21 protein-coding genes and 1 pseudogene are annotated in these 22,586 nt (G+C 37.6%); 6 read left to right on the plus strand and 16 right to left on the minus strand.

Going from position 1 to position 22,586, the window contains the following annotated elements; genetic code table 11:
* Positions 1-532 precede the first annotated feature (532 nt).
* The 12 genes from ACM03V_RS18845 to sufB all read right to left on the minus strand — a co-directional run bounded on the left by ACM03V_RS18845 (position 533) and on the right by sufB (position 11,459).
* Positions 533-808 (minus strand): TM2 domain-containing protein, encoded by a 276-nt coding sequence (locus tag ACM03V_RS18845; RefSeq protein WP_414622328.1) that lies wholly within the window; start codon positions 806-808, stop codon positions 533-535.
* 79 nt (positions 809-887) lie between these two features.
* Positions 888-1,037 carry a hypothetical protein gene (locus tag ACM03V_RS18850; RefSeq protein ID WP_414622329.1) on the minus strand — a complete coding sequence of 50 codons (150 nt, stop codon included), beginning with the start codon at positions 1,035-1,037 and terminating at the stop codon, positions 888-890.
* A gap of 477 nt (positions 1,038-1,514) precedes the next feature.
* Positions 1,515-3,092, minus strand: a complete 1,578-nt coding sequence (locus ACM03V_RS18855; RefSeq protein WP_414622330.1) for a type II CAAX prenyl endopeptidase Rce1 family protein — start codon at positions 3,090-3,092, stop codon at positions 1,515-1,517.
* A gap of 226 nt (positions 3,093-3,318) precedes the next feature.
* On the minus strand, positions 3,319-3,972 hold the full coding sequence (locus ACM03V_RS18860; RefSeq protein WP_414622331.1) for a DUF1877 family protein: 654 nt from the start codon (positions 3,970-3,972) through the stop codon (positions 3,319-3,321).
* A 6-nt stretch (positions 3,973-3,978) separates the two neighbouring features.
* Entirely contained in the window at positions 3,979-4,611 is a 633-nt protein-coding gene (locus ACM03V_RS18865; protein WP_414622332.1) for a Uma2 family endonuclease, read from the minus strand.
* 8 nt (positions 4,612-4,619) lie between these two features.
* Positions 4,620-5,231, minus strand: coding sequence for a hypothetical protein (locus ACM03V_RS18870; RefSeq protein ID WP_414622333.1), 612 nt, complete (start codon positions 5,229-5,231; stop codon positions 4,620-4,622).
* Positions 5,232-5,263: 32 nt separating this feature from the next.
* Positions 5,264-5,683 (minus strand): hypothetical protein, encoded by a 420-nt coding sequence (locus ACM03V_RS18875; RefSeq protein WP_414622334.1) that lies wholly within the window; start codon positions 5,681-5,683, stop codon positions 5,264-5,266.
* A gap of 2 nt (positions 5,684-5,685) precedes the next feature.
* Positions 5,686-6,078, minus strand: a complete 393-nt coding sequence (locus ACM03V_RS18880) for a deaminase (RefSeq protein ID WP_414622364.1) — start codon at positions 6,076-6,078, stop codon at positions 5,686-5,688.
* Between the two features lie 179 nt (positions 6,079-6,257).
* Positions 6,258-7,520: a cysteine desulfurase gene (locus ACM03V_RS18885; RefSeq protein ID WP_414622335.1), complete on the minus strand. Its 1,263-nt coding sequence runs from the start codon at positions 7,518-7,520 to the stop codon at positions 6,258-6,260.
* A gap of 196 nt (positions 7,521-7,716) precedes the next feature.
* Positions 7,717-9,069: a Fe-S cluster assembly protein SufD gene (gene sufD, locus ACM03V_RS18890; RefSeq protein WP_414622336.1), complete on the minus strand. Its 1,353-nt coding sequence runs from the start codon at positions 9,067-9,069 to the stop codon at positions 7,717-7,719.
* Complete coding sequence (sufC, locus tag ACM03V_RS18895) at positions 9,069-9,857, minus strand: Fe-S cluster assembly ATPase SufC (protein ID WP_414622337.1); 789 nt, start codon at positions 9,855-9,857, stop codon at positions 9,069-9,071. Before sufC ends, sufD begins: the two co-directional genes overlap by 1 nt.
* 165 nt (positions 9,858-10,022) lie before the next feature.
* A complete protein-coding gene (gene sufB, locus ACM03V_RS18900) occupies positions 10,023-11,459 on the minus strand; it encodes a Fe-S cluster assembly protein SufB (protein WP_414622338.1) in 1,437 nt (478 codons plus the stop codon).
* Between the two features lie 228 nt (positions 11,460-11,687).
* On the opposite strand from sufB, the gene sufR reads away from it, so the two are divergent.
* Entirely contained in the window at positions 11,688-12,353 is a 666-nt protein-coding gene (gene sufR, locus ACM03V_RS18905; RefSeq protein WP_414622339.1) for an iron-sulfur cluster biosynthesis transcriptional regulator SufR, read from the plus strand.
* A gap of 125 nt (positions 12,354-12,478) precedes the next feature.
* On the plus strand, positions 12,479-12,736 hold the full coding sequence (locus ACM03V_RS18910) for a hypothetical protein (RefSeq protein ID WP_414622340.1): 258 nt from the start codon (positions 12,479-12,481) through the stop codon (positions 12,734-12,736).
* A gap of 62 nt (positions 12,737-12,798) precedes the next feature.
* Here ACM03V_RS18910 and ACM03V_RS18915 read toward each other — a convergent pair whose 3' ends face one another.
* The 3 genes from ACM03V_RS18915 to ACM03V_RS18925 form a co-directional block, all read right to left on the minus strand.
* Positions 12,799-13,731: a glycosyltransferase family 2 protein gene (locus ACM03V_RS18915; RefSeq protein WP_414622341.1), complete on the minus strand. Its 933-nt coding sequence runs from the start codon at positions 13,729-13,731 to the stop codon at positions 12,799-12,801.
* Between the two features lie 1,014 nt (positions 13,732-14,745).
* Positions 14,746-15,030: an RNA recognition motif domain-containing protein gene (locus ACM03V_RS18920; RefSeq protein WP_414622342.1), complete on the minus strand. Its 285-nt coding sequence runs from the start codon at positions 15,028-15,030 to the stop codon at positions 14,746-14,748.
* Between the two features lie 519 nt (positions 15,031-15,549).
* A complete protein-coding gene (locus ACM03V_RS18925; RefSeq protein WP_414622343.1) occupies positions 15,550-15,843 on the minus strand; it encodes a hypothetical protein in 294 nt (97 codons plus the stop codon).
* A gap of 460 nt (positions 15,844-16,303) precedes the next feature.
* Here ACM03V_RS18925 and topA point away from each other — a divergent pair, with 460 nt between their 5' ends.
* The 3 genes from topA (at position 16,304) to aroQ (ending at position 19,915) form a co-directional block, all read left to right on the plus strand.
* The gene (gene topA / locus ACM03V_RS18930) at positions 16,304-18,982 is read left to right on the plus strand and encodes a type I DNA topoisomerase (protein WP_414622344.1); all 2,679 of its coding nucleotides are present in this window, start codon (positions 16,304-16,306) and stop codon (positions 18,980-18,982) included.
* A gap of 323 nt (positions 18,983-19,305) precedes the next feature.
* Positions 19,306-19,446 (plus strand): hypothetical protein, encoded by a 141-nt coding sequence (locus tag ACM03V_RS18935; RefSeq protein WP_015122728.1) that lies wholly within the window; start codon positions 19,306-19,308, stop codon positions 19,444-19,446.
* Complete coding sequence (gene aroQ / locus ACM03V_RS18940) at positions 19,421-19,915, plus strand: type II 3-dehydroquinate dehydratase (RefSeq protein ID WP_414622345.1); 495 nt, start codon at positions 19,421-19,423, stop codon at positions 19,913-19,915. Before ACM03V_RS18935 ends, aroQ begins: the two co-directional genes overlap by 26 nt.
* 166 nt (positions 19,916-20,081) lie before the next feature.
* Here the strand turns inward: aroQ and ACM03V_RS18945 are convergent.
* Positions 20,082-21,277, minus strand: a pseudogene (locus ACM03V_RS18945) (RNA-guided endonuclease InsQ/TnpB family protein).
* A 276-nt stretch (positions 21,278-21,553) separates the two neighbouring features.
* On the opposite strand from ACM03V_RS18945, the gene ACM03V_RS18950 reads away from it, so the two are divergent.
* Positions 21,554-22,456 (plus strand): ADP-ribosylglycohydrolase family protein, encoded by a 903-nt coding sequence (locus ACM03V_RS18950; RefSeq protein WP_414622346.1) that lies wholly within the window; start codon positions 21,554-21,556, stop codon positions 22,454-22,456.
* The last annotated feature ends 130 nt before the right edge of the window (positions 22,457-22,586 follow it).

A 22,586-nucleotide genomic window follows, 5' to 3' on the forward strand; every position in this document is an offset into this window, starting at 1 on the left:
AGATAAGTAAAATAAATAACTAAACTTAACTGTATTGGAAGCAACGCAGCTTGACTTTTCAGGAACGGATTTATTGACAAGCTCGACATTGCCAAGAAATAACCCATACCAAAGCAGGTAAGTACTATAAATGTGATATTTTTACGTTTGAACATCAGCCCGCACCAGATATAAATATTGTGTTGTTTATTCAGATGTATTCGATAGATAATTTAAAAGAATAATTTGATTTATCTATTAAATTATCGATAAGTATATCTAGATTCTAACCAGAGAATTTAGTTATACAATTATGTTTTGACCAGTGATTTATTTGTAACAATAACTTAGCTGAGTTAGGGAATAATTCATAAATCCTAGCTGTATACTTTGGCTTCTATATTCAATATATAAAATTACAGCTAGGAACGAATTTATAACTCAAGTTAAGATTCCAATAAAAATACAAGTAAAGCTAATATTACAACTGCGACAATTACGTACCCTTAATATATCTCAAAAATAAAAGCTTTTCTGTTCTTTGTATATGATTTTAGAACCAACCTTGTTTGTTCATAAAGTAAGTACCGACAAAATCATTATGATCTTTATTTAGATAAATCATTCCTTCAATTAAACCTACAAGCTGCATAATTAAAAAACTTAAGCCGTAGGTGAAGTAACCACCAACTACAGAAATAATTAAAGTAATTAAGCCTTCAGGGGCATACCCAAGAATAAACTTATGAATACCGAATCCTCCAAAAATAATTCCGCAGTAACCAGCGAGTAATTGCTTAGTAGCGTGAGAAGGGCTGAGTTTTGCCATATTGCTGCTCCTTAATAATAAAAATATAAAATTAATAACCATTATTTTGTTAGCAGTATAAGTCAATAATGTTCTACTGCTAACTAGTAAAATTACTGTTGTCTAAAGTCGATAAACCGAAGCCGTCAGAAAGCCCCAACGATGTTTTAGCTTTACCTGGGTTTAAAAGACTAATATTTTTCTGTATGTATTTATTGAGCGCGAATTTTAAATCGCTGTATTCTGTCATCAAATGACAGAAAATATCTCATTGATAATTAATTGCAGTATTCAGTTGTACAAGTCCTTCTTGAGAAATTCCGGACTAATTCAGAGCGCTACAACTACTCAGATACTTTATCCTCGCAGCTTTTACAAGTGAAATCACTCGTACAAGTGGATGCGAAGAAAGTTAACTGAGCATATTATGTATTCTCGCTCTGAAATACTATTGATTTATGTAGAAATGCCCCATGATATTTTCAATCTTAAAATAATCAAAAATAATCAGCATCCCTACAAGGGCTGAAATTAATCAATAATTACTATATGCTTACTTAAACAATCAGTTATATATTTAACATAACCTTTAAGTTCGATATCGTGTTAAGCATTTATGCTTTCAATTAAAAATAATCTACACTCACTATAGCGGATACTAATTGAAAAATTGTTACACATAATTAATGCAGATATTTTTAATTATGGCAACAGTAGCCATTAAGTGTCAATTAGTACTGCTGCCCAATAGAAATAGACTTAGCAACGTGCCACTATTCCAAAGGCTGTGGACAAGCATGGGAGCAAGAAGATTGCGCGATCGCGTATAAACCACTCCAAGCACGATCCCCAGTACTGTAAGGGGTAGAACTTCTGATAAACTTAGATGAACCGCAGCAAATAAGAAGCTGGAAACAAGTATCGATCCCCATACTGGTAAGTACCGAGTTAGAGAAGGAAGCAAAAATCCACGAAATAAAAATTCTTCAAATAATGGTGCGGCGATCGCAGCTGTAGAGAAAAATATCAATAATGCCAGATTATCTTGACTTTCCAAGACTGTCTGTAATAGGGGATTACTACCACCTTGTCCCTGCCAAAGTTGTTGATTAATCAAAGAAACGACGATAAAAATCGGTATTACCGCGCAATAACCGCCAATTCCCCAAAGCAACCAGCCATCCCGCAAGCGAAAGCGAAACCAATCTTCTCCAAGTGGTAGAAATTGCTTGATAGATAAATACAAAACTAATAAAGAACCACTGGCTAGAAGGATATAGCGAAGTAAGATGTATAGTGCTTCAAGTCTGACGTTTCCATCAGGAGATGGTAGAGGAAGAAACTGCCAGACTAAGGGAATAAGCAATTGTCCCATTAAGAAAAAGCCGACAACAAAAACCTGCAAAATCGTTTCACCATCCCAGGGAGTTATCCAGCGAACTTCAGCATTTCTAGCTAGTAGCGCTTCCTTTCTTTTGATTATCCATTGTCCGAAAGTGAAAATAAGTAATGTTATGCCAATAAAGCCTCCTAGTACAGGAAGAATAGCTATAGCAGTTAATTTAAGTAAGGCTTCTTCTGCTGCTCTTTGCTCAATGACTTTAATATTATTTAAATATTCTGGATTTTGTTGAATCTGATATGTTTTTTCTAAAGCGCTATAGCGAAACCAGCCTTTAAGATTATCTTTAATTAGTAATTCTGCGTCTTCTGAAACACGAGGAGATTTTTGCCAAAGCCCAATTAAAGTTTGACTAGTTTCGCGAAGCTGAGGATTTATACTGGAATTTTTTTGTACCTGCTGCCAAGTTTCCATAGCTGTATCGCTATTGCCTTGACGTGCTTGAATAATCCCTATACGTATATTTAATTCGGCGATCGATTCTTGTAATCGATTGGAAGTTTGCTGTAATTGTTTTTGCTTTACTAGTGAAGAGACATTATTAACAGGAGGAATATCCGACTGAGATTTCGACGTAGGAATGACATCAGTTGATTCGGAGGGTAATAATTCTAATTGTTTTTGAGCGTTTTCTAAATTAGTTTTCGCTGACGTGCGGGCTTCTTCATATTGCTTTAATGCACCATTAAGAGGTTTTACACCAAGTATGGCTTTTTTCGTACTTTGCAAATTTTCATCGTTATCCGAAGGTTGCCATTCAGTTGCTAGCAATACAATATTAGTTTGGTATAACTCCAACTCGCTTTGGAATTGAGGCTTATTCAAGCTTCCTAACAAAGTGGAGCCAGAAAATAAAATAGTTACTACAGTAAGTAAAAATAAAAATATCCGCTTAAGTGTCATCTATCCCTCACAATTAACAGTCTTCCTCTGGGAATTATCGCATTCACACTACCCAGGAGACATCTTTTGTTAGAAAAGCATACGATATTTTAATTTTTGGATGGGAGATTGGCAGAGGGGGTAGAGTGGGAAGAGGGGGAAGAGGGGGGGAGACTTTAATCCAAAATCCAAAATTTCATCATTCCCAACTCCTAACTCCTAACTCCTAACTCTTAACTATTCCCCATCAACCAAAATATAAAAACATCGCATCTTTCTGATAAGCCACATTTTGGTAGTAATTTAAAAGTTTTTTATAAGTATCGTAGAGACTATCAAAGCCATTTTCTAAGCCTTTCAAAGTAAACCGCTCTTGAAAATGAGCCTGAGAAAATTTTGATAAAGCTTCAGCAACTTGTGTAACTTCATCGGCATTTAGGTATCGCAGAAGTCCATTGTCTGTTTCGTAATCTATTGTATTACCCCCTAAGATGGCATTTATCGAAGCTAATTTATCTTGTTTATTCTTACCGATAAGAAACGGTATGGGAGTTGAGTAAGTTGTGCCAGTCAAAATAAAGTGAAGGGTGTTCCATTTTTTGCCAATATCGAACTCAGAATTTTTGCCTTCTGCAAGCATTGTCGGAATATCGGATTTGAGCTTTTCAAACTCTTTTGGCTGCTCATATTTTAATTTTTCTAAGGTTTGCGGTACGTAGTTAGTAGCTTCGTCAAACCATTCAGCATCTTCAGGATTATTTAAATCGAGATTTGCTTCTTGCCAAAAATGTGAGTCAGGTAAATACTGAGCATCATCAAATAGTTCAAAAAAATCTGGATATTTTTTGAATTTTTCTAATAAAGAAGGAGATACTTGTTTAAAATATGCTTCTACTGACATTAGCGATTATCCTATTTTTGCTTGTACCCAATTCCGAAATGATTTAAGCAAAGCAATTTCTCCCATAGTTTTACTTTGCTCGATAAATCCACTAATATCTTTTACCGATACTAAAGAAAAAGCAATACTAAATTCACATTCAGCGTAATTCTTTTCAACCAACTGATAAAATTTTAAATTATTCCCGTCATATCTCCATAATTCACTTACACCTAAAGCCGAGTAAATATCGAACTTATCTACTGAAGTGCTGGTAATATCAATTTCAATTACTAAATCGGGTGCTGGTGAATTTGTTAAATCGAGAGTTTCTCTTCCTCTAACGGCTAATTCGTTTTGAATATAGTAACAGTTGTCGGGTTCTATTCCTTTTCTCACAATCTTTCTTTTTAAAGTTGTCGAGCCAGCGCTTTTGATTTCGATATTAAGTTCTTCTGCCAGGATAAATATAAAACGGTCAAAATTTATTTTAGGATTTTCGTGTTCAAAAAGTGGAGTCATAATTTCTAAAGTACTACCGTCATAGGCAAATTGAGAACCTCTATCCTCACCAGTCTCTTTGAGCAAAGTTTCAAAGGTTTCCCAGCTGATATTATGTAGTACGGTTCGCTGTTCTGGCAGAGTATAAGTTACAACCATTGTTCACTTTAGATAGTTTGTTTTTCAGAAAGGATATTACACAATATTCCAAATATTTTACTGACATTATTAATATAGTATTCGTTAAGGTCAATTTCTACTATATTTTCAATAAGTTTTAAAAACTTCCAGCTAGTTCCAGTAGTAACAGTTCCATAAATAATCGGAATATTATTTCCTTCTTTTTGATTAAATATTTGGGCTGCAAGCATTTCTGCAACACATTGACCTAAACCTGCATTAATATTTTCTTTTTTAGCTTCTACAATAGTAATTACAGGAGCATTTAAAATGAGTAATTCTGGGGAACTGCTAATAATAAAATCGCAATTTCCATTCAAACCCTGACTTGAATCTACTGTAAAATCAATACCTGAAAATAGACTGATCTGATTTTTTAAATACTTTCTTACAGCAATTAAAATCGGGGAAATAATCATTTCCGAACGGGATTTTTCTGTATTACTTGCTAATGCTAAGGGAAGATTTTCTGCTAAAGTTTCTGCGAGTAACGCTGGAATTTCAATTTCAGGTATAGATGCAAAGATATCAATGGTGTCAGAAATCGTTAAATTAAAGGTTTTTCTGACTTTAGATAAAGTAAAGTCGCTGTATGACAAGCTAATTGCTCCTGCAATATATTTTTTAATTTTTAAACTCCGACTAATGACTTATCTTCTTCCCAAGAAAGCAAACTATCCAGTTTTACAGATTCTGCAAAAGTTCTAGCAGCTAGTAGACAAGGCAACAAATCAACACACATTTTTGCTAAATAATTTCCTTCTTGCCCGCCTACAACCAGTTTTTCTACTTTATTGTCTGGTTTTAAAAAATTAACTAAGACATGGAAGTCTAAGTTGTCAAAAGTTGCGGTAACGACATATCTTCCTTCTGCACCGCCCCCAATGCTCATATAAGTTTGATTCTCAGCGCCTATTGTTACTAAAGTTTTGTTTTTGCCATTTAATTCTTTGATAGCTGTTTCAATTTGATTCCAACTTGAAGTTTCTATCACTTCTTCTTGGTTAAAGTTATCAATCCAGTTTTCTACCGATAAGTCTAATACAAACATCTTTACCTTCTTCTTTTTGGGGGTTTAATCGTAATTGTTTTACTTCCAGCAGGAGTAATAATTGTTAATTCTTCTATACCTAATTGCCACGCCATAGAATTTACCCCTCCTCTTAAACCGCAAGCCGCACAAAGTTCTCTATCAACAATCAAAACAGCCTTCTCTTCTGCGATGTTCGCATCTGCTGCTTGTTGAAAAGCATCAGCTTTTGCATGAGTTTTACTAATAGGATTAACTCTTAAAGTAATTTGTCGAGGATTGGGATTACTGCTAGAATTTATGCCAAAGAAGCTTTGACTAACTATTTCTAGTTTTGCGACAGTTGATTTGTCTGTTTCACTACCAGCCGCTGGTAATCCAAGTTTCTGCCTATATTGAGCTAGTTCATCAAAAATATTATTTGTTTTTGCTTACCTCGCCATTTTTATATATTTAAAACAGAATTTAGCCCTAATTTTATTATCAAAAGGACTTACCTAAAAGAATGTAATTACAAACATTTTTAGATAAGCCCAAATTTATTATAAAATTTATTAGCAGATTGTTGTTAAAGCAGAGAATGTTTCATCATTAATTAACCCATCATACTGCTAAAGAAATCCAAACTCTCTTTCAACGCTTTGATAAAAATATCGATTTCTTCACGGGTATTATAAAAAGATAAACTTGCTCTTGCCGTACCAGGAGCATCCAAAATACGGTGTAATGGTTGCGTACAATGATGTCCAGAACGAATTGCTACACCTTCGTTATCCAACAAAGTAGATAAGTCGTTAGGATGAACTTCTCCCGTAGTAAATGAAGCTAATGCTGCTCTACCACAACCTTTAACATCTGGTTTGGGGCCGTAAATTTTTACTTCCGGTATTTTTCCCAACTGCTCAAATAAATAGCCAGTTAATTCTGATTCGTAAGCATAGATTTTATCCATGCCAATACTGCTGAGATAATCCACCGCTGCACCTAAAGCTATTGCTTCTGCGATCGCCGGGGTACCTGCTTCAAATTTACTTGGTAATTCTGCGTAGGTTGAATGGTCTAAAAATACGTCAGCAATCATTTCTCCACCACCCATAAATGGTGGCATTGCTTCCAAATTTTCTAATTTGCCATATAGGAAACCAATGCCAGTTGGAGCGCACATTTTGTGTCCGGATGCTACCAACCAATCGCAGTCTATTTCCTGCACTTCAACTGGCATATGAGGCACGCTTTGACAAGCATCAATTAATACCTTTGCTTGCTTTTCATGAGCTAATTTACAAATTTCTTTTACCGGATTTATACAGCCCAAGGTGTTAGAAACATGAACTACTGACACCAATTTTGTTTTATCGGAAAGCAGCTTTTTAAATTGTTCTAAATCAAAAGTTTCTTCCGGTGTCAATTCTACATACTTCAACACCGCACCAGTTTTTTGAGCAATTAGCTGCCACGGGATAATATTGCTGTGGTGTTCCATTACCGAAAGAATAATTTCATCTCCCGGCTGTAGGTTATTCATCCCCCAACTGTAAGCAACCAAGTTTATTGCTTCGGTAGCGTTGCGGGTAAAAACTATTTCTTGACGAGATGCAGCATTAACAAATTTAGTAACTTTATCTCTTGCTGCTTCGTATGCATCGGTAGCTTTAGCGCTGAGGTGATGTGCGCCACGATGTACGTTAGCATTATACCCTTCGTAATAGTTACGAATGGCATCAAGTACGAATAAAGGTTTTTGAGATGTGGCAGCGTTATCTAGATAAACTAAAGGTTTACCGTTAACTTCCTGGTGCAATATCGGGAAGTCTTGGCGAACTTTGTCTGCGATAGTTTTTTCCTGGGTGAAAGTCATGGGATTTTTAATTTTGGATTTTTAATTTTGGATTTTTAATTTCGGATTTCGGATTAAAGATTGATGATAAAAAACCTTACTAAACGCAGAGTAAACGGAGAATAGAAAGACACAGAGATGTAATATTATAGAGTAGTTACTCACAACTTGATTGCTTAATCAATCAATCTAAAATCTAAAATCTAAAATTTAAAATCTAAAATTGATTTACTATTTGAGTTAGATTTTTACGCAGGGAAGGAACGGGTATTTTATTAATTATCTCAGCAGCAAAGGCGTTAATTAATAAGTGACGGGCGCTATTTTCATCGATTCCTCGACTTTGCAAGTAGAAAATTTCATCATCTTCTAACTGACTAACCGTCGCACCGTGAGCGCATTTTACGTTGTCTGCGGTGATTTCTAACTGCGGTTTGGTGTCCACTTTAGCTTGAGGAGATAGCAGCAAGTTTCTATTTAACTGGGATGCGTCTGTTAATTGCGCGGGTTTGGGAACGAAGATTTTCCCGTTAAATACCCCGTGGGCTTTATCCGCTATGATGTTTTTCTGCAACTGCTTGCTGCTACTGTAGGGATAATTAAGAGCAAGGGCGCTATGAGTATCAGATAATTGATTACCAGAAATTATTGTCAAACCGTTAAGCGTTGTTTCTGTTTGCTCCCCGGCTTGTAAAATTTCTAAATTGTGTCGCGATAATTTTCCACCCAAGGCGATCGCGTTACAGGTGTAGCGACTGTTACGCCCTTGAGTTACCGCTGTTTTCCCGATATGAAAGGCTTCTACACTATCTCGTTCAACTCTGGTATGATTTACGCTGGCGTTTTCATCAACCCAGATTTCTGTAACGGCGTTATTTAAGTAAACTTCTTTATCTTGTTCTTTCCCCGTACCAGAATTGATAAATTCTTCTACTAAAGTAACTTGAGAACCTTTCTTTGCTACTACCAAACAGCGCGGTTGAGAAATTACTTGATCTCCAGCAGTAATAAATACTAAGTGTATCGGTGTTTCTACTACTACGTTATGAGATAGCCAAATTACAGCTAAATCGTTAATTCCGCTTGTATTTAGAGCCGTAAATACTTCTCTAGCTCCTTCAGCCTGTGCCAAATATTCCTTAACTAATTCCCCATCTAAATTGGGTAAGCTAGCTAAATTATTAACTACAACTCCTTCCGGTAAATCTCCTGTCGCCGATAATTCTTTTGCAAATACGCCATTTACAAATACCAAACGAGTATCGCTAATTGCTGTAAAAGCAGCGAAGTCTGGAGATACAGTTTTAGTTTCTAGACTTAAATCAAAATTACGTAAAGCTGATACATCGGTGAATCGCCATTCTTCATCTTTTTTACCAGGTAATGTTGAGTGACGCACCCAATTAGCAGCATTATCTTTTAGCTCTTGCAGCCAGCCTTCTTTTTTTACACTACTAACTTTATCTAACAATCCACTTAAATAATCATCTTTATCTTTATTTAAGAGCGCATTGGATAAACTTGGTTCCGTAGAGTTAGGAATTGGGCTGGGGGAAACTTCTATATTCATTACACACCAACCTCAACACCAGCTTCTTCTAAAATCCAATCGTAACCGCGAGATTCCAACTCTAAGGCTAATTCTTTACCACCAGATTTGATAATCTTCCCTTTTGCCATTACGTGAACGTAATCCGGCACAATATAATCAAGTAAACGCTGATAGTGGGTAATCATAATTGTGGCGTTTTCCTGATTCGCTAGCTGATTAACTCCATTCGCCACGATTTTCAGCGCGTCAATATCTAAACCAGAATCAGTTTCATCCAAAATTGCTAAATCTGGTTCCAAAAGCGCCATTTGCAAAATTTCATTGCGCTTTTTTTCACCACCAGAAAAGCCTTCATTTAAACTGCGGTTAAGAAAACTAGAGTCCATTTTTACAACTTCGAGCTTTTCCTCTACCAAATCATCGAAATCAAAAGCATCAATTTCTTCTAAACCTTGTGCTTTGCGTCGAGAATTATAAGCGACTCTTAAAAAGTCTAAATTACTGACACCAGGTATTTCTAAAGGATATTGAAAAGCTAAGAATACACCATTTCTAGCACGTTCTTCGGGTTCGAGTTCCAAAAGATTTTCTGCTTGGAAAACCACTTCACCACCAGTCACTTCATAACTAGGGTGTCCCGCCAAAACCTTGGAAAACGTGCTTTTACCAGAACCATTTGGTCCCATAATCGCATGAAGTTCACCAGCACGCACCTCAAGATTTACACCTTTGAGGATTTGGTTTCCATCAACATTTGCCGTCAAATCTTTGACTGACAGCATCACTTTGCTATTTTCGTTAATCATTTCTTTTTTACTCTCTTTTATTTGGGTACGTAGTAGCGCTGTCTTCGCATCCGTTAAACAATATTGGTATTGGATTTTAGATTTATCTCAAGCAATGAAGATTTCAGAAAAATTCTGATTCAATCCAAAATTTCAAATCCGGAGGCGCTGAAGCGCTACTACAAACTAACCAACACTTCCTTCTAACTTCAAGCTCAATAATTTATCGGCTTCTACGGCAAATTCCATTGGTAGCTGATTAAACACATCTTTACAAAAACCGCTAATCATCATCGCGATCGCATCTTCTGTGGAAATGCCTCGTTGAGAGAAGTAAAATAATTGATCTTCCCCAATCTTGGAAGTAGAAGCTTCATGTTCTACTTTTCCTTTATTATTCTGCACTTGAATATAAGGGAAAGTGTTGGCATGGGCATTATCTCCAATCAACATTGAGTCGCATTGAGAATAATTTCTTGCCCCATCAGCTTTCGGATTAATCTTCACCAAACCCCGATAGCTGTTACTGGATTTACCCGCAGAAATTCCTTTAGAAATAATTGTAGAACGAGTATTTTTACCCACGTGAACCATTTTGCTTCCGGTGTCGGCTTGCTGCATATTATTAGTCAGCGCAACCGAATAAAATTCACCCACGGAATTATCGCCGACTAAGACGCAACTCGGATACTTCCAAGTAATAGCTGAACCAGTTTCTACCTGAGTCCAAGATATTTTGGAATTTTTCCCTTTACACAAACCACGTTTGGTTACAAAGTTGTAAATACCACCTTTGCCGTTTTCATCTCCGGCGTACCAGTTTTGTACGGTAGAGTATTTAATTTCGGCATTATCCAGCGTTACCAGTTCCACAACAGCGGCGTGTAACTGATTGCTGTCGTACATTGGCGCGGTACAGCCTTCCAAATAAGACACATAGCTGTCTTCTTCGGCAACAATCAAAGTTCGTTCAAACTGTCCGGTATCACCGTTATTAATCCGAAAATAAGTAGATAATTCCATCGGGCATTTTACACCTTTAGGAATAAAGACGAAAGAACCATCGCTGAAAACCGCAGCATTCAAAGCCGCAAAGTAATTATCGGCAACGGGAACCACGCTTCCAAGATACTTCTTGATTAATTCTGGATGTTTCTGCAACGCTTCGGAAATAGAACAGAAAATAACACCTTCTTCTGCCAGCTTTTCTTTAAAAGTGGTTGCTACAGATACGCTATCGAAAATTGCATCTACAGCAACATTCGCCAAACGTTTCTGTTCCGATAAAGGAATACCCAATTTCTCAAAGGTTTCCAATAAAGTTGGATCTACTTCATCTAAACTCTGCTTCTTAGCGCTTTGCTTTGGTGCTGAATAATAAATAATATTTTGATAATCAATTTTAGGATAGCCAACGCTAGCCCAATCAGGTTCCGTCATTTTAAGCCACTGACGGTAAGCTTTAAGGCGAAACTCCAGCATAAATTCCGGCTCGTTTTTCTTCGCGCTAATTACGCGAATCACGTCCTCACTTAAACCGCGAGGTATACTATCTGTCTCAATGTCTGTAATAAAGCCATATTTGTAAGGCTGGTTGACTAAGGTTTTTGCTGTAGCACTCATCGCTAATATTCTCTTGCGTTCGCTTCGCTTGTTCTCTCTTTAAGGCTGGGAGACGGGCTATAAAATAGCTAATTCCGACCCAAACGTGACTGTGAGCCACGTGACTGTTACAATAATGATGAAGACTAAAACAACAGCCAAGTTGTTTTAATGTATCTTCATTTTACGCTAGATTAACAACAATAATGTTGTCAAAGTGAAATTTTCTTTAATATTTTTAGGACGACGATGGAAACTACCCACCAGTCCTCAACCAAACAAGATATCTTGAAATATCTGCTAAAAGAAGTTCAGGCTAATGCTTTACAGCTTTCGGAAGCCTTAAAAGTTAGTCCCCAAGCGATTCGTCGTCATCTAAAAGATTTGGAGGGTGAAGAGTTAATAAGTTATTCCTCCGAACAAATAGGGATGGGACGACCTCAACACGTTTATCGATTGAGCGACAAGGGAAAAGAGCGCCTGCGTCGAGAAATTGGGGATAGCTATGGTAAATTTACCGTTTCCTTATTAGATACTTTAACAGAAACAGTAGGACGAGACCAGGTAAGTTCGATTTTACAAAAACAATGGCAGCGTAAAGCCGAAGAATATCAGCAACATTTGGCTAAGGGTTCTCTTCAGCAAAGAGTAGCTACGCTAGTGGAATTGAGAAAAGTTGAAGGTTTTATGGCAGAATATTATCCTGTAGAAACTTCAGACCCAGAAATACAAAATAAATTTATTTTTTTAGAACATAATTGTGCGATTTCCAACGTCGCAGAATCATTCCCCAGCGTTTGCGGGCATGAATTAGAAATGTTTGCTGCCGTTTTACCCGACTGTACGGTAGAACGTACCCATTGGATAATTGATGGCGAACACAGGTGTGGTTATTTAATACAGGCGAAGAACTAGTTAGGAGTTAAAAGTTAGAAGTGAGTCGTTAGACTAAGCTCACGCCCCGGTATCGCCTTAAAATATCCGATGCCCGATGCCCGATGCCCAATTCCGAATGCCGATTATTAATATAGATATAGATTATGGAATTTCAACAGCAACCAACAACACAATTTTTATCTTCAGAAGAATCAGCAAAAGTTGATGCTGCTTTGCTTTCTTCTCCAGAGAAATTTCTAACTCGATTGACAATTTCTTCGTTAAGAGTATTGCAACAGATAGCCAAAGAAAACAATATTGCTATTGAAGGATTAACTGCACAGCAAATTATTGCTTGGTTTGAAAAAGATGGCAAAATTAGACGACAAGACGGAATTGATGCAGCGTTTTTGAAGTGGTAGCTTTTAACAGTCCACGCAGGTAAACTTTGCTTGTGTAGAAGCGGTTTCAACCGCCAAGTCAACTAAGAGCGTTTAAAATTTTTCGGATTTATGCGATCGCCTTCATTCACATACAACTGTTTAGTTAATTCTAAGAGCGATCGCACTGGTAAAGTTGTATCCTCGCTTATTTGTCCAAGGGCATCACTGATAAATTTTGCATCTTTAGCTAAACCCCATTTCTCCTGGAAATAATTTATACTTTTGCGCTTCCAAACATAATTCCAAATTAATAAATAATAAGGCATATCTGAAAACTTCAATTCTGCAACCGGAAGATAATTAACAATACTTTCTGGCTCTAAATAAATAGTTCCACCCACTGCAAACACTGATAAAGAAAAATCAATGTCTTGAGCAAAGTTAACTATATCTTCATCTAATTTGTCTATTTTACTTAGAAAAGATGTACGTACTAAAACACAATTAAAATCTATTATTTGCGTAGGTTTGCGGCTCAGCAAAGGTTGCACTCGATCAAAAGAATTCTTGACAAATGTCCTTTTCTCAAATAAATCTAAGTTTCCATCCTTGTACTGAAACTCCAAACAACCGCCAGCAGAATGGATATTCATATTTTCCAATGTTCCCTGCAAGCAAACGGGACTAACAACTGGAGAGCCAGTTTCTTGAGCGCATTGCATTAGGTTATTTAACCAATCAGTAGTGACTAAAACATCATTATTGATAAAAACAACATATTCGGTATCTACGTGTTGTAAACCGATATTACGGGCGTGATTCGGAGATACATATTTCTCTGTACGTATTAAGCGAAATCCTTTTTCTTGAGATTGTACTTCAAGATACTGTTTGACTTTAGACGGTGAGTAACCATCTACATAAATTAATTTAAAAGGAATATCTGTGTATTGATAAATACTTTCTAGTGACTTTTGCGTATAGTTAAAGCATTGATTTGGCACAACTATCAGCGTTACTTTCGGATATGGCATAGTTTTTTTATTCGATTAATATCAAATTATTTATATAATCAACAATATTCTTTATTTGCAAAAAAAGTATAAATTTAAGATGCTTACTTAGATAAAAGAACGTAAGTTAAATTTGAAATTATTGTAATAATTAAGTAGGAATATTGACAAGGATCAATTTTATGATATTGCGCGATCGTAAATTATATAAGACTTAGGCAGTGAAACAAAAAAATCAACGTTTGAGGCAATAGGGAACGCCGGATCTAGGAATAGGAAATAGGGTATTACAGCCATTTTATATATCTAAATACTTAAGTCCTGTTACAGTTATAGCTTTGTTAATTAATATTTTGTAATAATACATTTATTTATAAAGATGCGCTTAATTTAGCCCGTGCAGACGGTGAATCACCCCCGTGCGCGGGCTCGCCTCGTTGAGGGGAGTGTGAAGCCGGAGGGGCTTAGTTTTAATAGCCCCAGCTTTCTAGGCTGCGGATGAGAAGGGCGCAACCTCATACAGATTTGGTATAAGAAAAATAATTAGGGGCATTTTGACTATAGGTTGCCCCTAATAAAAAAATACTTGTATTAAACATCTCCGAAAAAGAAAAAGACCCCTCTCCGAACCTCTCCCCCCACAGGGGGAGAGGCTTTAAAACCCCCCTTCCTATGTCCTAAGAGGACACGCTCCGCGAACGTAGGGAAGGGGGCAGGGGGGGTTAGCTTGGTGTCTAAAATTAAACCATATAAATCTTTTCCGGAGATGTCTATTGATAAAGACGTTGCATTGCAACGTAGTAAGGTATATTTTGATTTGTAATGACGCTACCGCTAATAAAAATTCGGTGAAATGGCGTAATAAAAAATACTGCGATGATGCTGTTAATCTTTATTTTACGATTTCAGTTTACAACCTGTTACCAACTATGTTTTGTGAAAGCAGATAAGTATTGTTAGAAAAGGCAAGCGATCGCGGTTAATATTTTATTACCATTACCGAAGTCTTACGTTATGTAGCCGTGCGGGCAATCGTTAACCCCAATTTCCACCACCAGAGCGTCTGTTACCTCGGTCTTCTCGCGGTCTTGCTTTATTAACCTTCATTGCGCGACCCATCCATTCAGCCCCATCTAAGGCTTGAATAGCTGAACTTTCTGCGTCTTCTGATTCCATTTCGACAAAACCAAAACCTCTAGCCCTGCCAGTCTCGCGATCGGTAGGTAACTGAACGCTCTTCACACTACCGTACTCGGCAAATACCTTACTAAGGTCTTCCTGAGTAACATCGTATGATAAATTTCCAACGTATATTGACATGAGACTCTCCAGAATCCAACCGTGCAGAGGGGACATCCGGAAAGTTGATTGCGACTTTTACTTAATAACAAGAACGCAATCACCGAACGTACTTCTCCTGGATTATCCTACCACAACTTTTTTGCGCTCCTAAACCTATTCTTTTTCGTTAATTACCCAAGGTTAAAAGAACTATTAGTTTTAACTATAATTTTGATAATTTAATTTAATTTAATTTAACTTAATTTCTGGTAATAACTTTGCTTAATTTAATAAATGGTTTAAATAATGGCTTATTTGAGTTATAGGTTAGATAGTAATCGGTACTGGCTTCTAAATTAAGAGGGTGGTTATGGGGCATAATTACTCAAGCTGTAAATACAACTTAGGTTTAAAGTAATCGATTGATGATTAACAAGCGGCAATATTCCGGTTAATAGATGAAAATTTTTATTAAACATGAGTAAAGTTGTATTGACAAAAGCTAACAAATCAAACTTCTGCACTACAACGGCGATCAAAGACAGTTTTATTAACAACTTAATCGGCAACGTATCGCCATCCTTCGGGTTCATATTCGCGCTGAATTAAGACCTTCCAGTTTCCTTGAGGCACACAAATTGAACCATGTTCTTCATGAACTAGCTTTGCTTTTTCGGAAAAAACACTTAAATATAGATTGGTATCTTCTGCATACAACTGTGCATCTCCTTCAGAAATACGGTGCTTATGTCCGGTCACTTCTCCTTGGGCTAAAATCAGGTGCAGACTCTTTTTACCTTCAACTTGCTTGACGGGAAGTAAAATTACATCGCCTTGACGGTAGGGTTTCATGATTTTCCTCGCTTGGTAGTTAAATTGTATTTTGGCACAATGCTAGATATTGGCAAAAAATCGCTAACTATGAAAAATTGTAAAATATGCTTCTAAAAAATCTCTGTTTCACTTGTCCGGTAAGCATTTGCCTCGTGCGATCGTGCTGCGTTTCTATAACTTAAAACAAAAATAAATAAAAATGGTAGTCGCCAATTACGTCCAATATAAGTTAAAGATTGAACAGGACTGCCTTTGTTGAGAACCCGATTTAAACTATCTTACCTTTGGGAGGTAAATACAATTGCCTTTTACAAACAACTCGGGGTTTGAAACCCCTATTAAAAAGGGTTTTTTTATCAAGCTAGGCATTTTATATAAAAGTTATTGCCCATGATAGCAGTAGTTTAATTGACATTTTTCTCTCAATTGTCTCACTTTGACTGTTTAGCCTCGCAGCTATATTTTTCTTGAAATTTCCATGTCAACTCTCGTTATTGTCGAATCTCCGACCAAAGCTAAAACTATTCGTAACTACTTACCATCAGATTATCGAGTAGAAGCTTCGATGGGTCATGTCCGTGATTTACCACAGTCCGCTAGTGAAATTCCCGCCGCTGTTAAAGGAGAAGAATGGGCGAAGTTGGGAGTAAATGTAGAATCAAATTTTGAACCGCTATATGTAGTTCCCAAAACCAAAAAGCAGGTTGTTACCCAGCTTAAACAAGCGCTTAAGGAAGCAACCGAATTGATTTTGGCGACTGACGAAGATCGCGAAGGCGAAAGTATCAGCTGGCATTTATTCCAACTGTTAAAACCGAAAGTTCCTACAAAGCGCATGGTATTTCACGAGATTACCTCTGAAGCAATTAAAAAAGCGCTGAAAAATACCCGCGATGTAGATGAACAAGTGGTTCGCGCCCAAGAAACGCGAAGAATTTTAGACCGATTGGTAGGTTATACTCTTTCGCCTTTATTGTGGAAGAAAATCGCTTGGGGTTTGTCTGCCGGAAGAGTACAGTCTGTAGCCGTGCGATTGTTAGTGCAGCGAGAACGGGAACGTCGTGCTTTTAATCAAGGTTCCTATTGGGATTTAAAAGCGATTTTGAATCCTGCATCTAATAAGGAGCAATCATTTAGTTCCGTATTAGTAACCTTGGGAGGAACCAAGCTAGCAACTGGTAGCGATTTCGATGCCGCAACCGGACAAATTACCGCAGGTCGTAAGGTTGTACTGCTTAACGAAGAAGAAGCCGAAGCTCTTAAAGCACGCATAGTTGACAAAACTTGGGAGGTTGCCAACCTTGAGGAACGTCCGGTAACGCGCAAACCAGCACCCCCTTTTACCACTTCGACTTTGCAACAGGAATCCAACCGTAAATTACGGCTTTCTGCACGCGATACGATGCGGGTTGCTCAAAATCTTTACGAGCAGGGGTATATTACCTATATGCGTACCGACTCGGTGTATTTGTCGGAACAAGCGCTAACTGCTTCCAGAGAATGCGTTGAAAAACTTTACGGCAAAGAATTTTTGTCGCCACAACCGAGGAAATACACGACAAAATCTAAGAGCGCTCAAGAAGCACACGAAGCAATTCGTCCTGCTGGAAGCAGTTTCCGCACTCCTCAAGAAACTGGGTTGAGCGGTAGGGAACTGCAATTGTACGATTTGATTTGGAAACGTACTGTTGCTTCTCAGATGGCAGATGCCAGACAAACCCAAATCACTATGCATTTGCAGGTTGAAGATGCAGGTTTTCGTTCTTCTGGTAAGCGAATTGATTTTCCTGGATTTTTACGCGCTTATGTAGAAGGTTCCGACGATCCAGAAGCAGCGCTTGAAGATAAGGAAGTAATTTTACCCAACCTGAAAGTTGGCGATAATCCAAATTGCCAACAACTTGAAACTGTAGGTCACGAAACTCAACCGCCAGCCAGGTACACTGAAGCTACTTTGGTCAAAACTTTAGAAAGTGAAGGAATCGGTCGTCCCAGTACCTATGCCAGTATTATCGGTACCATTATCGATAAAGGCTACGCGCAGTTAACTGGTAATGCCTTAATTCCTACATTTACAGCTTTCGCTGTTACCAACTTACTAGAAACTCACTTCTCCGAAATCATCGACCCCAGCTTTACTTCTAAAATGGAGCAAACCCTTGATGATATTTCCAGAGGCGAAGCTGAATGGCTACCTTACCTGCAAAAATTCTATTTAGGGGAACAAGGTTTAGATACCTTGGTTAAGCAACGAGAAAGCCAAATTGATATCAATACATCCAGAACGGTAGATTTAAATATCCCAAATGTCAAAATTCGGATTGGTAAATTTGGCGCTTATTTAGAAGCCGAAAATGGCGATGATATAGTTACAGCTTCTATCCCCAGAGACTTGACTCCAGCCGATCTTGACCCGGCAAAAGTCGAAAAGCTACTCAAACAAAAAACTGAAGGCCCCGATCAAGTCGGTATTCATCCAGAAACCGCACAGCCGATTTTCATGTTGATTGGCCCTTATGGCCCCTACGTACAGCTAGGCGAAAAATCCGAAGAAAATCCCAAACCAAAACAAGCGTCACTACCCAAAAAAGTAGATCCAGAAAACGTAACGGTAGAAATGGCCGTTGGTTTATTGGCGCTTCCCAGAAAATTAGGAGAACATCCAGAAACTGGTGCTAGCATCCAAGCAAATCTGGGACGTTTCGGACCTTACGTAGTTCATAATGCTAAAGACGCTAAAGACTACCGTTCCTTAAAAGCAGGTGATGATGTACTCACCATCACTTTTGCAAGAGCATTAGAATTATTGTCCGAACCTAAAAAAGGACGGGGTAGTAGAAGTAAATCGAAAAAGCCATTACGGGAATTGGGTTCTCATCCAGATACTGAAGAACCAATAAATGTCTATGAAGGACCTTATGGAGTTTATATCAAGCATGGTAAAACCAATGTTGGCATTCCAGAAGGTGAAACTGTTGAAAGCATCACTTTAGAGAAAGCATTGGAATTATTAGCCAGTAAAGCACCCAAAGGTAAATCAACTCGTAAAACAACTAAGGCCAAAACTTCAGGTACTAAAAAATCTACTACTACTAAAGCTAAAACGAATAGTAAGACCACTAGTACTAAGTCTAAAAAGAAAACGGAAACAAGTTAACCTGCGAACTGCTGACATTACCATGCAATAGTCCAGATACTTTAATACTTCTGGACTATTGATTTTTAATTGATTGTGAACTATTCGCCTACTTATCGCTAACATAAAATACTTCTTAAGAAAATCGGTACCGACCTACCCGTGGCGAATGTGATAACCTAAAATAATAAAGGGAGAAATCGCGGTTATTGGTAATCACTTGCTCCCCGGCAAAGGGAAGTTAGGATTAACCCATTTATCAACCGTCGGTACTGGAAAGCAGGTTTATTTTCTCCGTAGTCGATAGTTGACTTTGAGTTAGTATCTCAGGAGCGTTCAGTTAAATGGATTATATCGAAAAGGTACTCGAAAAGCTTAAGGAATTAGCACGCGAGCTGATTGATGCCCTTTTAGGGCCAGAAGCTGAGCCAGAAGCAGAATTAATTCCAATTCCTGTAGATGGGCGTTCTCGTCGTGGTAGATAGCTCAAATGCTGGGGAAGGCTCTGAACCTTCTTTAAGCATTTTAGTGCTGCACGGACCGAATCTTAATTTGTTGGGACAAAGAGAGCCAGAAGTTTATGGTTCACTCAGTTTGGATGACATTAACCGTCTGTTAGTAGAGGAAGGACGTTCTTTGTCAGCTCGGATATCTGCCGTGCAGTCTAATCATGAAGGCGTTTTAGTGGATGCTATTCATGATGCAATATTTAAGCATCAGGGTATTATTATTAATGCTGGAGCTTACACCCATACGAGTGTAGCACTGCGAGATGCGATCGCCGGAGTGAATCTACCTACGATAGAAGTACATTTGAGCAATATATATCGTAGGGAAGAATTTAGACATCATTCATATATTGCACCAGTAGCGATCGGTCAGATTAGCGGCTTTGGCGCGAAAAGCTACCTTCTAGGATTGCAAGCTTTAGTGTATCACCTCAGAAAATCTTAAATTTATACAAATAGGTTTTAAGAAGGGAATAGGGAATAGACAATAGACAACAGTGAGTCGAAAGAATATTAATAAATAATATTAACCACAAGCATTATTTCTCATATAACATCGGTATCTGGCAGATTTGACACTCCCCTGGCTGAAGCCGAGGGGATTCTTCTTTCTATGAGCCAACTTGCTCTAGCAGGATTTCTCCAACTAAAGTAGAGGTCGATTCTCCAGAAGCGTTGAAAAGGCATCTTCTTTTGCAAAGGTTCCGATATGCCCTACCGTACCTATTCCTTGATTTAAAATATTTATAGCAGCATTTTCATCGCGGTCTAATCTACAACCACATTGACAAACATGGGTACGAGTAGACAAAGATTTCTTGACGATTAGACCACAACTAGAACAATTTTGACTTGTATATTGCGGATTAACGGCAATAGTTATTCTTTTAAATACTTTACCAAAATATTCTAACCAAACTCTGAATTGATACCATCCAGCGTCATTAATTGACTTAGCCAAGCAGTGATTTTTAACCATGTTCTTTATCCTCAAATCTTCGTAGACGACAACATCGTTAGACGTGATTACGCACCTTGCCAATTTCACGGCATGGTCTTTACGCTGTCTACTTATTTTGAGGTGAACTTTACCCAATGTGACTCTAGATTTTCTTCTATTACTAGAACCTTTTACTTTACGAGAAACAAGTCTTTGCTTGCGCTTTAGCTTTTTCTCTCCTATACGGTAAAATCTTGGATTCTCTACCTTATTTCCGAGAGAATCAGTGTAAAAAGTTTCTAGTCCAACATCTAACCCAACTGTTTGGTGTGTGGGAGTTACTTCTACAAGTCGATCAACATTAATAGCAAGTTGGCAGTAGTAGCCATCTGCTCTTTTAACTAAACGTACTCGTTTAATTTGGTCAGGTTGATAGAAATTTAAATCCCTTGTTCCCATTAACTTCAATCGACCAATCCCATTTTTATCAGTCATGGTGATTGATTTACGGGTTGGCGCAAGTTTCCATCCTGTAGTTTTGTATTCTACTGAACGGTTGTTTTTTTGAAAAGCTGGATATCCTTTTAATCCTGATACTTTCTTTTTGCAGTTGTCATAGAAACGACTAATTGCACTCCACGCTCGTTCCGCCGCAGATTGCCGAGCCATTGAATTGAGTTTGTTGGCAAAGCTAAATTCGTTCGCTAATACAGCGCTATATTTATTGAGGTCATATTTCGATACTTTTTGGTTCTCCATCCAGAACCTTAAACACTTGTTCCGAATGAACTGCGTAGTACGAATAGCTTCATCAATAGCGCTGCACTGAACTGGTTTAGCTTTAACTTTAAACTCAAGTATTATCATAATCTTATGCTAGCATACTCAGCTTAAGGTAGCTAGAGAATATGATATATTTAGGTAGGATAAATCCTACTAACAGCTTTCATCTCCGGCTCTGTTGCACACGGAGTTTTCAGCATTTTCCTTATAAGACTAATAATATTAGTTTTTAGCGGATATTATCCTTCTACAGCAGAATTTATCAAAAAAAGTCAGTCTTATCCAGAATTAGGGTTTGTGCAATTGGTAGTTATAAGAGATAAGAGATATTAAATATTTAACTCGATCTTTATTCACTGTATGCGCTATTCACTTACAAGTAGAATTCAGGGTACTTTAATCGGAGGTTTGCTCGGACAAAGTTTAGCCACTACAGAACACGAAGAACCATTATATTCCACGGCAGCAGTACAAGGTATCAAAATGCTGATTGCACAAGGTGGATTTGATTTAAACGAATGGAATAAATTTCAATCCTCAGATGCGAATTCCGAACTTCCACCGGACTTGATGTTATTGAATTCTATTTCAACAGCTTTGCCTGTAGCCTTATTTTTTCACGAAAACCATTTAAAACTACGCGAAAACTTACTTTTAACAATAAGAAGTCATAATCCCTTGCTTCGAGACGCAGTACTAACTGTATGTTATCTCGTCGCTCAATCGTTAAATGAAAAAATTAATCCCAATACACTGGCTTCAGAAATTACTTACTTTATCGGCGAAACTACAAGTGGTATACCAAAAAAACTGCAACAAGTCAATAACTTAATAGCTAATAATGTTGGATATTCTGAATTACAAAATTGCTTGGATAAAGAAAATAGTATAAGTAATATTATCGCCTCCGCTTTTTATTGCTTTGTAAATACAAAGGAAGATTTTCGCCTCACTTGCTTGCAAGCTATCAAAAATCAACATAACTCAAGGGTTTGCGGCGCGATCGCCGGTGCAATTTCCGGAGCTTATAACAGCATGGCTGGTATACCTATAACTTGGCACTTAGAGTTAGATGAGGCAAAATTAGCACAATGGGGACTAACTAGCTTTTCCCAAATGGTAAAATTAGCTGATGCAGTTGTAGCTGTTTGGTCGGGAGCATATTGGGTGATACCACAATCTATAGAAGTAGAGGAGATAGATCGAGATTTAATATCCCCATTGGAGGCAATTGCAGCTCCGTATATCATTCGTTTGCGTTAATTATATTTACAGTTGTTCAACTCAGTGTCCACCCCCTGTACTTTTAGCGTCGTTAAGATAATTATACTTTTTTGACCAAAAAACTATACTTAATACGGAGTAAACACAGGATTTAGATTAAATGGTAACT

Source organism: Calothrix sp. CCY 0018 (genome assembly GCF_963920925.1).
Lineage (GTDB): Bacteria > Cyanobacteriota > Cyanobacteriia > Cyanobacteriales > Nostocaceae > Rivularia.

Excerpts from the sequence above, each read along its gene's own strand:
- ACM03V_RS18845 (WP_414622328.1), bottom strand. The coding sequence starts at position 808 with ATGGCAAAACTCAGCCCTTCTCACGCTACTAAGCAATTACTCGCTGGT.
- ACM03V_RS18850 (WP_414622329.1), bottom strand. The coding sequence starts at position 1,037 with ATGACAGAATACAGCGATTTAAAATTCGCGCTCAATAAATACATACAG.
- ACM03V_RS18855 (WP_414622330.1), bottom strand. The coding sequence starts at position 3,092 with ATGACACTTAAGCGGATATTTTTATTTTTACTTACTGTAGTAACTATT.
- ACM03V_RS18860 (WP_414622331.1), bottom strand. The coding sequence starts at position 3,972 with ATGTCAGTAGAAGCATATTTTAAACAAGTATCTCCTTCTTTATTAGAA.
- ACM03V_RS18865 (WP_414622332.1), bottom strand. The coding sequence starts at position 4,611 with ATGGTTGTAACTTATACTCTGCCAGAACAGCGAACCGTACTACATAAT.
- ACM03V_RS18875 (WP_414622334.1), bottom strand. The coding sequence starts at position 5,683 with ATGTTTGTATTAGACTTATCGGTAGAAAACTGGATTGATAACTTTAAC.
- ACM03V_RS18885 (WP_414622335.1), bottom strand. The coding sequence starts at position 7,520 with ATGACTTTCACCCAGGAAAAAACTATCGCAGACAAAGTTCGCCAAGAC.
- sufD (WP_414622336.1), bottom strand. The coding sequence starts at position 9,069 with ATGAATATAGAAGTTTCCCCCAGCCCAATTCCTAACTCTACGGAACCA.
- sufC (WP_414622337.1), bottom strand. The coding sequence starts at position 9,857 with ATGATTAACGAAAATAGCAAAGTGATGCTGTCAGTCAAAGATTTGACG.
- sufB (WP_414622338.1), bottom strand. The coding sequence starts at position 11,459 with ATGAGTGCTACAGCAAAAACCTTAGTCAACCAGCCTTACAAATATGGC.
- sufR (WP_414622339.1), top strand. The coding sequence starts at position 11,688 with ATGGAAACTACCCACCAGTCCTCAACCAAACAAGATATCTTGAAATAT.
- ACM03V_RS18910 (WP_414622340.1), top strand. The coding sequence starts at position 12,479 with ATGGAATTTCAACAGCAACCAACAACACAATTTTTATCTTCAGAAGAA.
- ACM03V_RS18915 (WP_414622341.1), bottom strand. The coding sequence starts at position 13,731 with ATGCCATATCCGAAAGTAACGCTGATAGTTGTGCCAAATCAATGCTTT.
- ACM03V_RS18920 (WP_414622342.1), bottom strand. The coding sequence starts at position 15,030 with ATGTCAATATACGTTGGAAATTTATCATACGATGTTACTCAGGAAGAC.
- ACM03V_RS18925 (WP_414622343.1), bottom strand. The coding sequence starts at position 15,843 with ATGAAACCCTACCGTCAAGGCGATGTAATTTTACTTCCCGTCAAGCAA.
- topA (WP_414622344.1), top strand. The coding sequence starts at position 16,304 with ATGTCAACTCTCGTTATTGTCGAATCTCCGACCAAAGCTAAAACTATT.
- ACM03V_RS18935 (WP_015122728.1), top strand. The coding sequence starts at position 19,306 with ATGGATTATATCGAAAAGGTACTCGAAAAGCTTAAGGAATTAGCACGC.
- aroQ (WP_414622345.1), top strand. The coding sequence starts at position 19,421 with ATGGGCGTTCTCGTCGTGGTAGATAGCTCAAATGCTGGGGAAGGCTCT.
- ACM03V_RS18950 (WP_414622346.1), top strand. The coding sequence starts at position 21,554 with ATGCGCTATTCACTTACAAGTAGAATTCAGGGTACTTTAATCGGAGGT.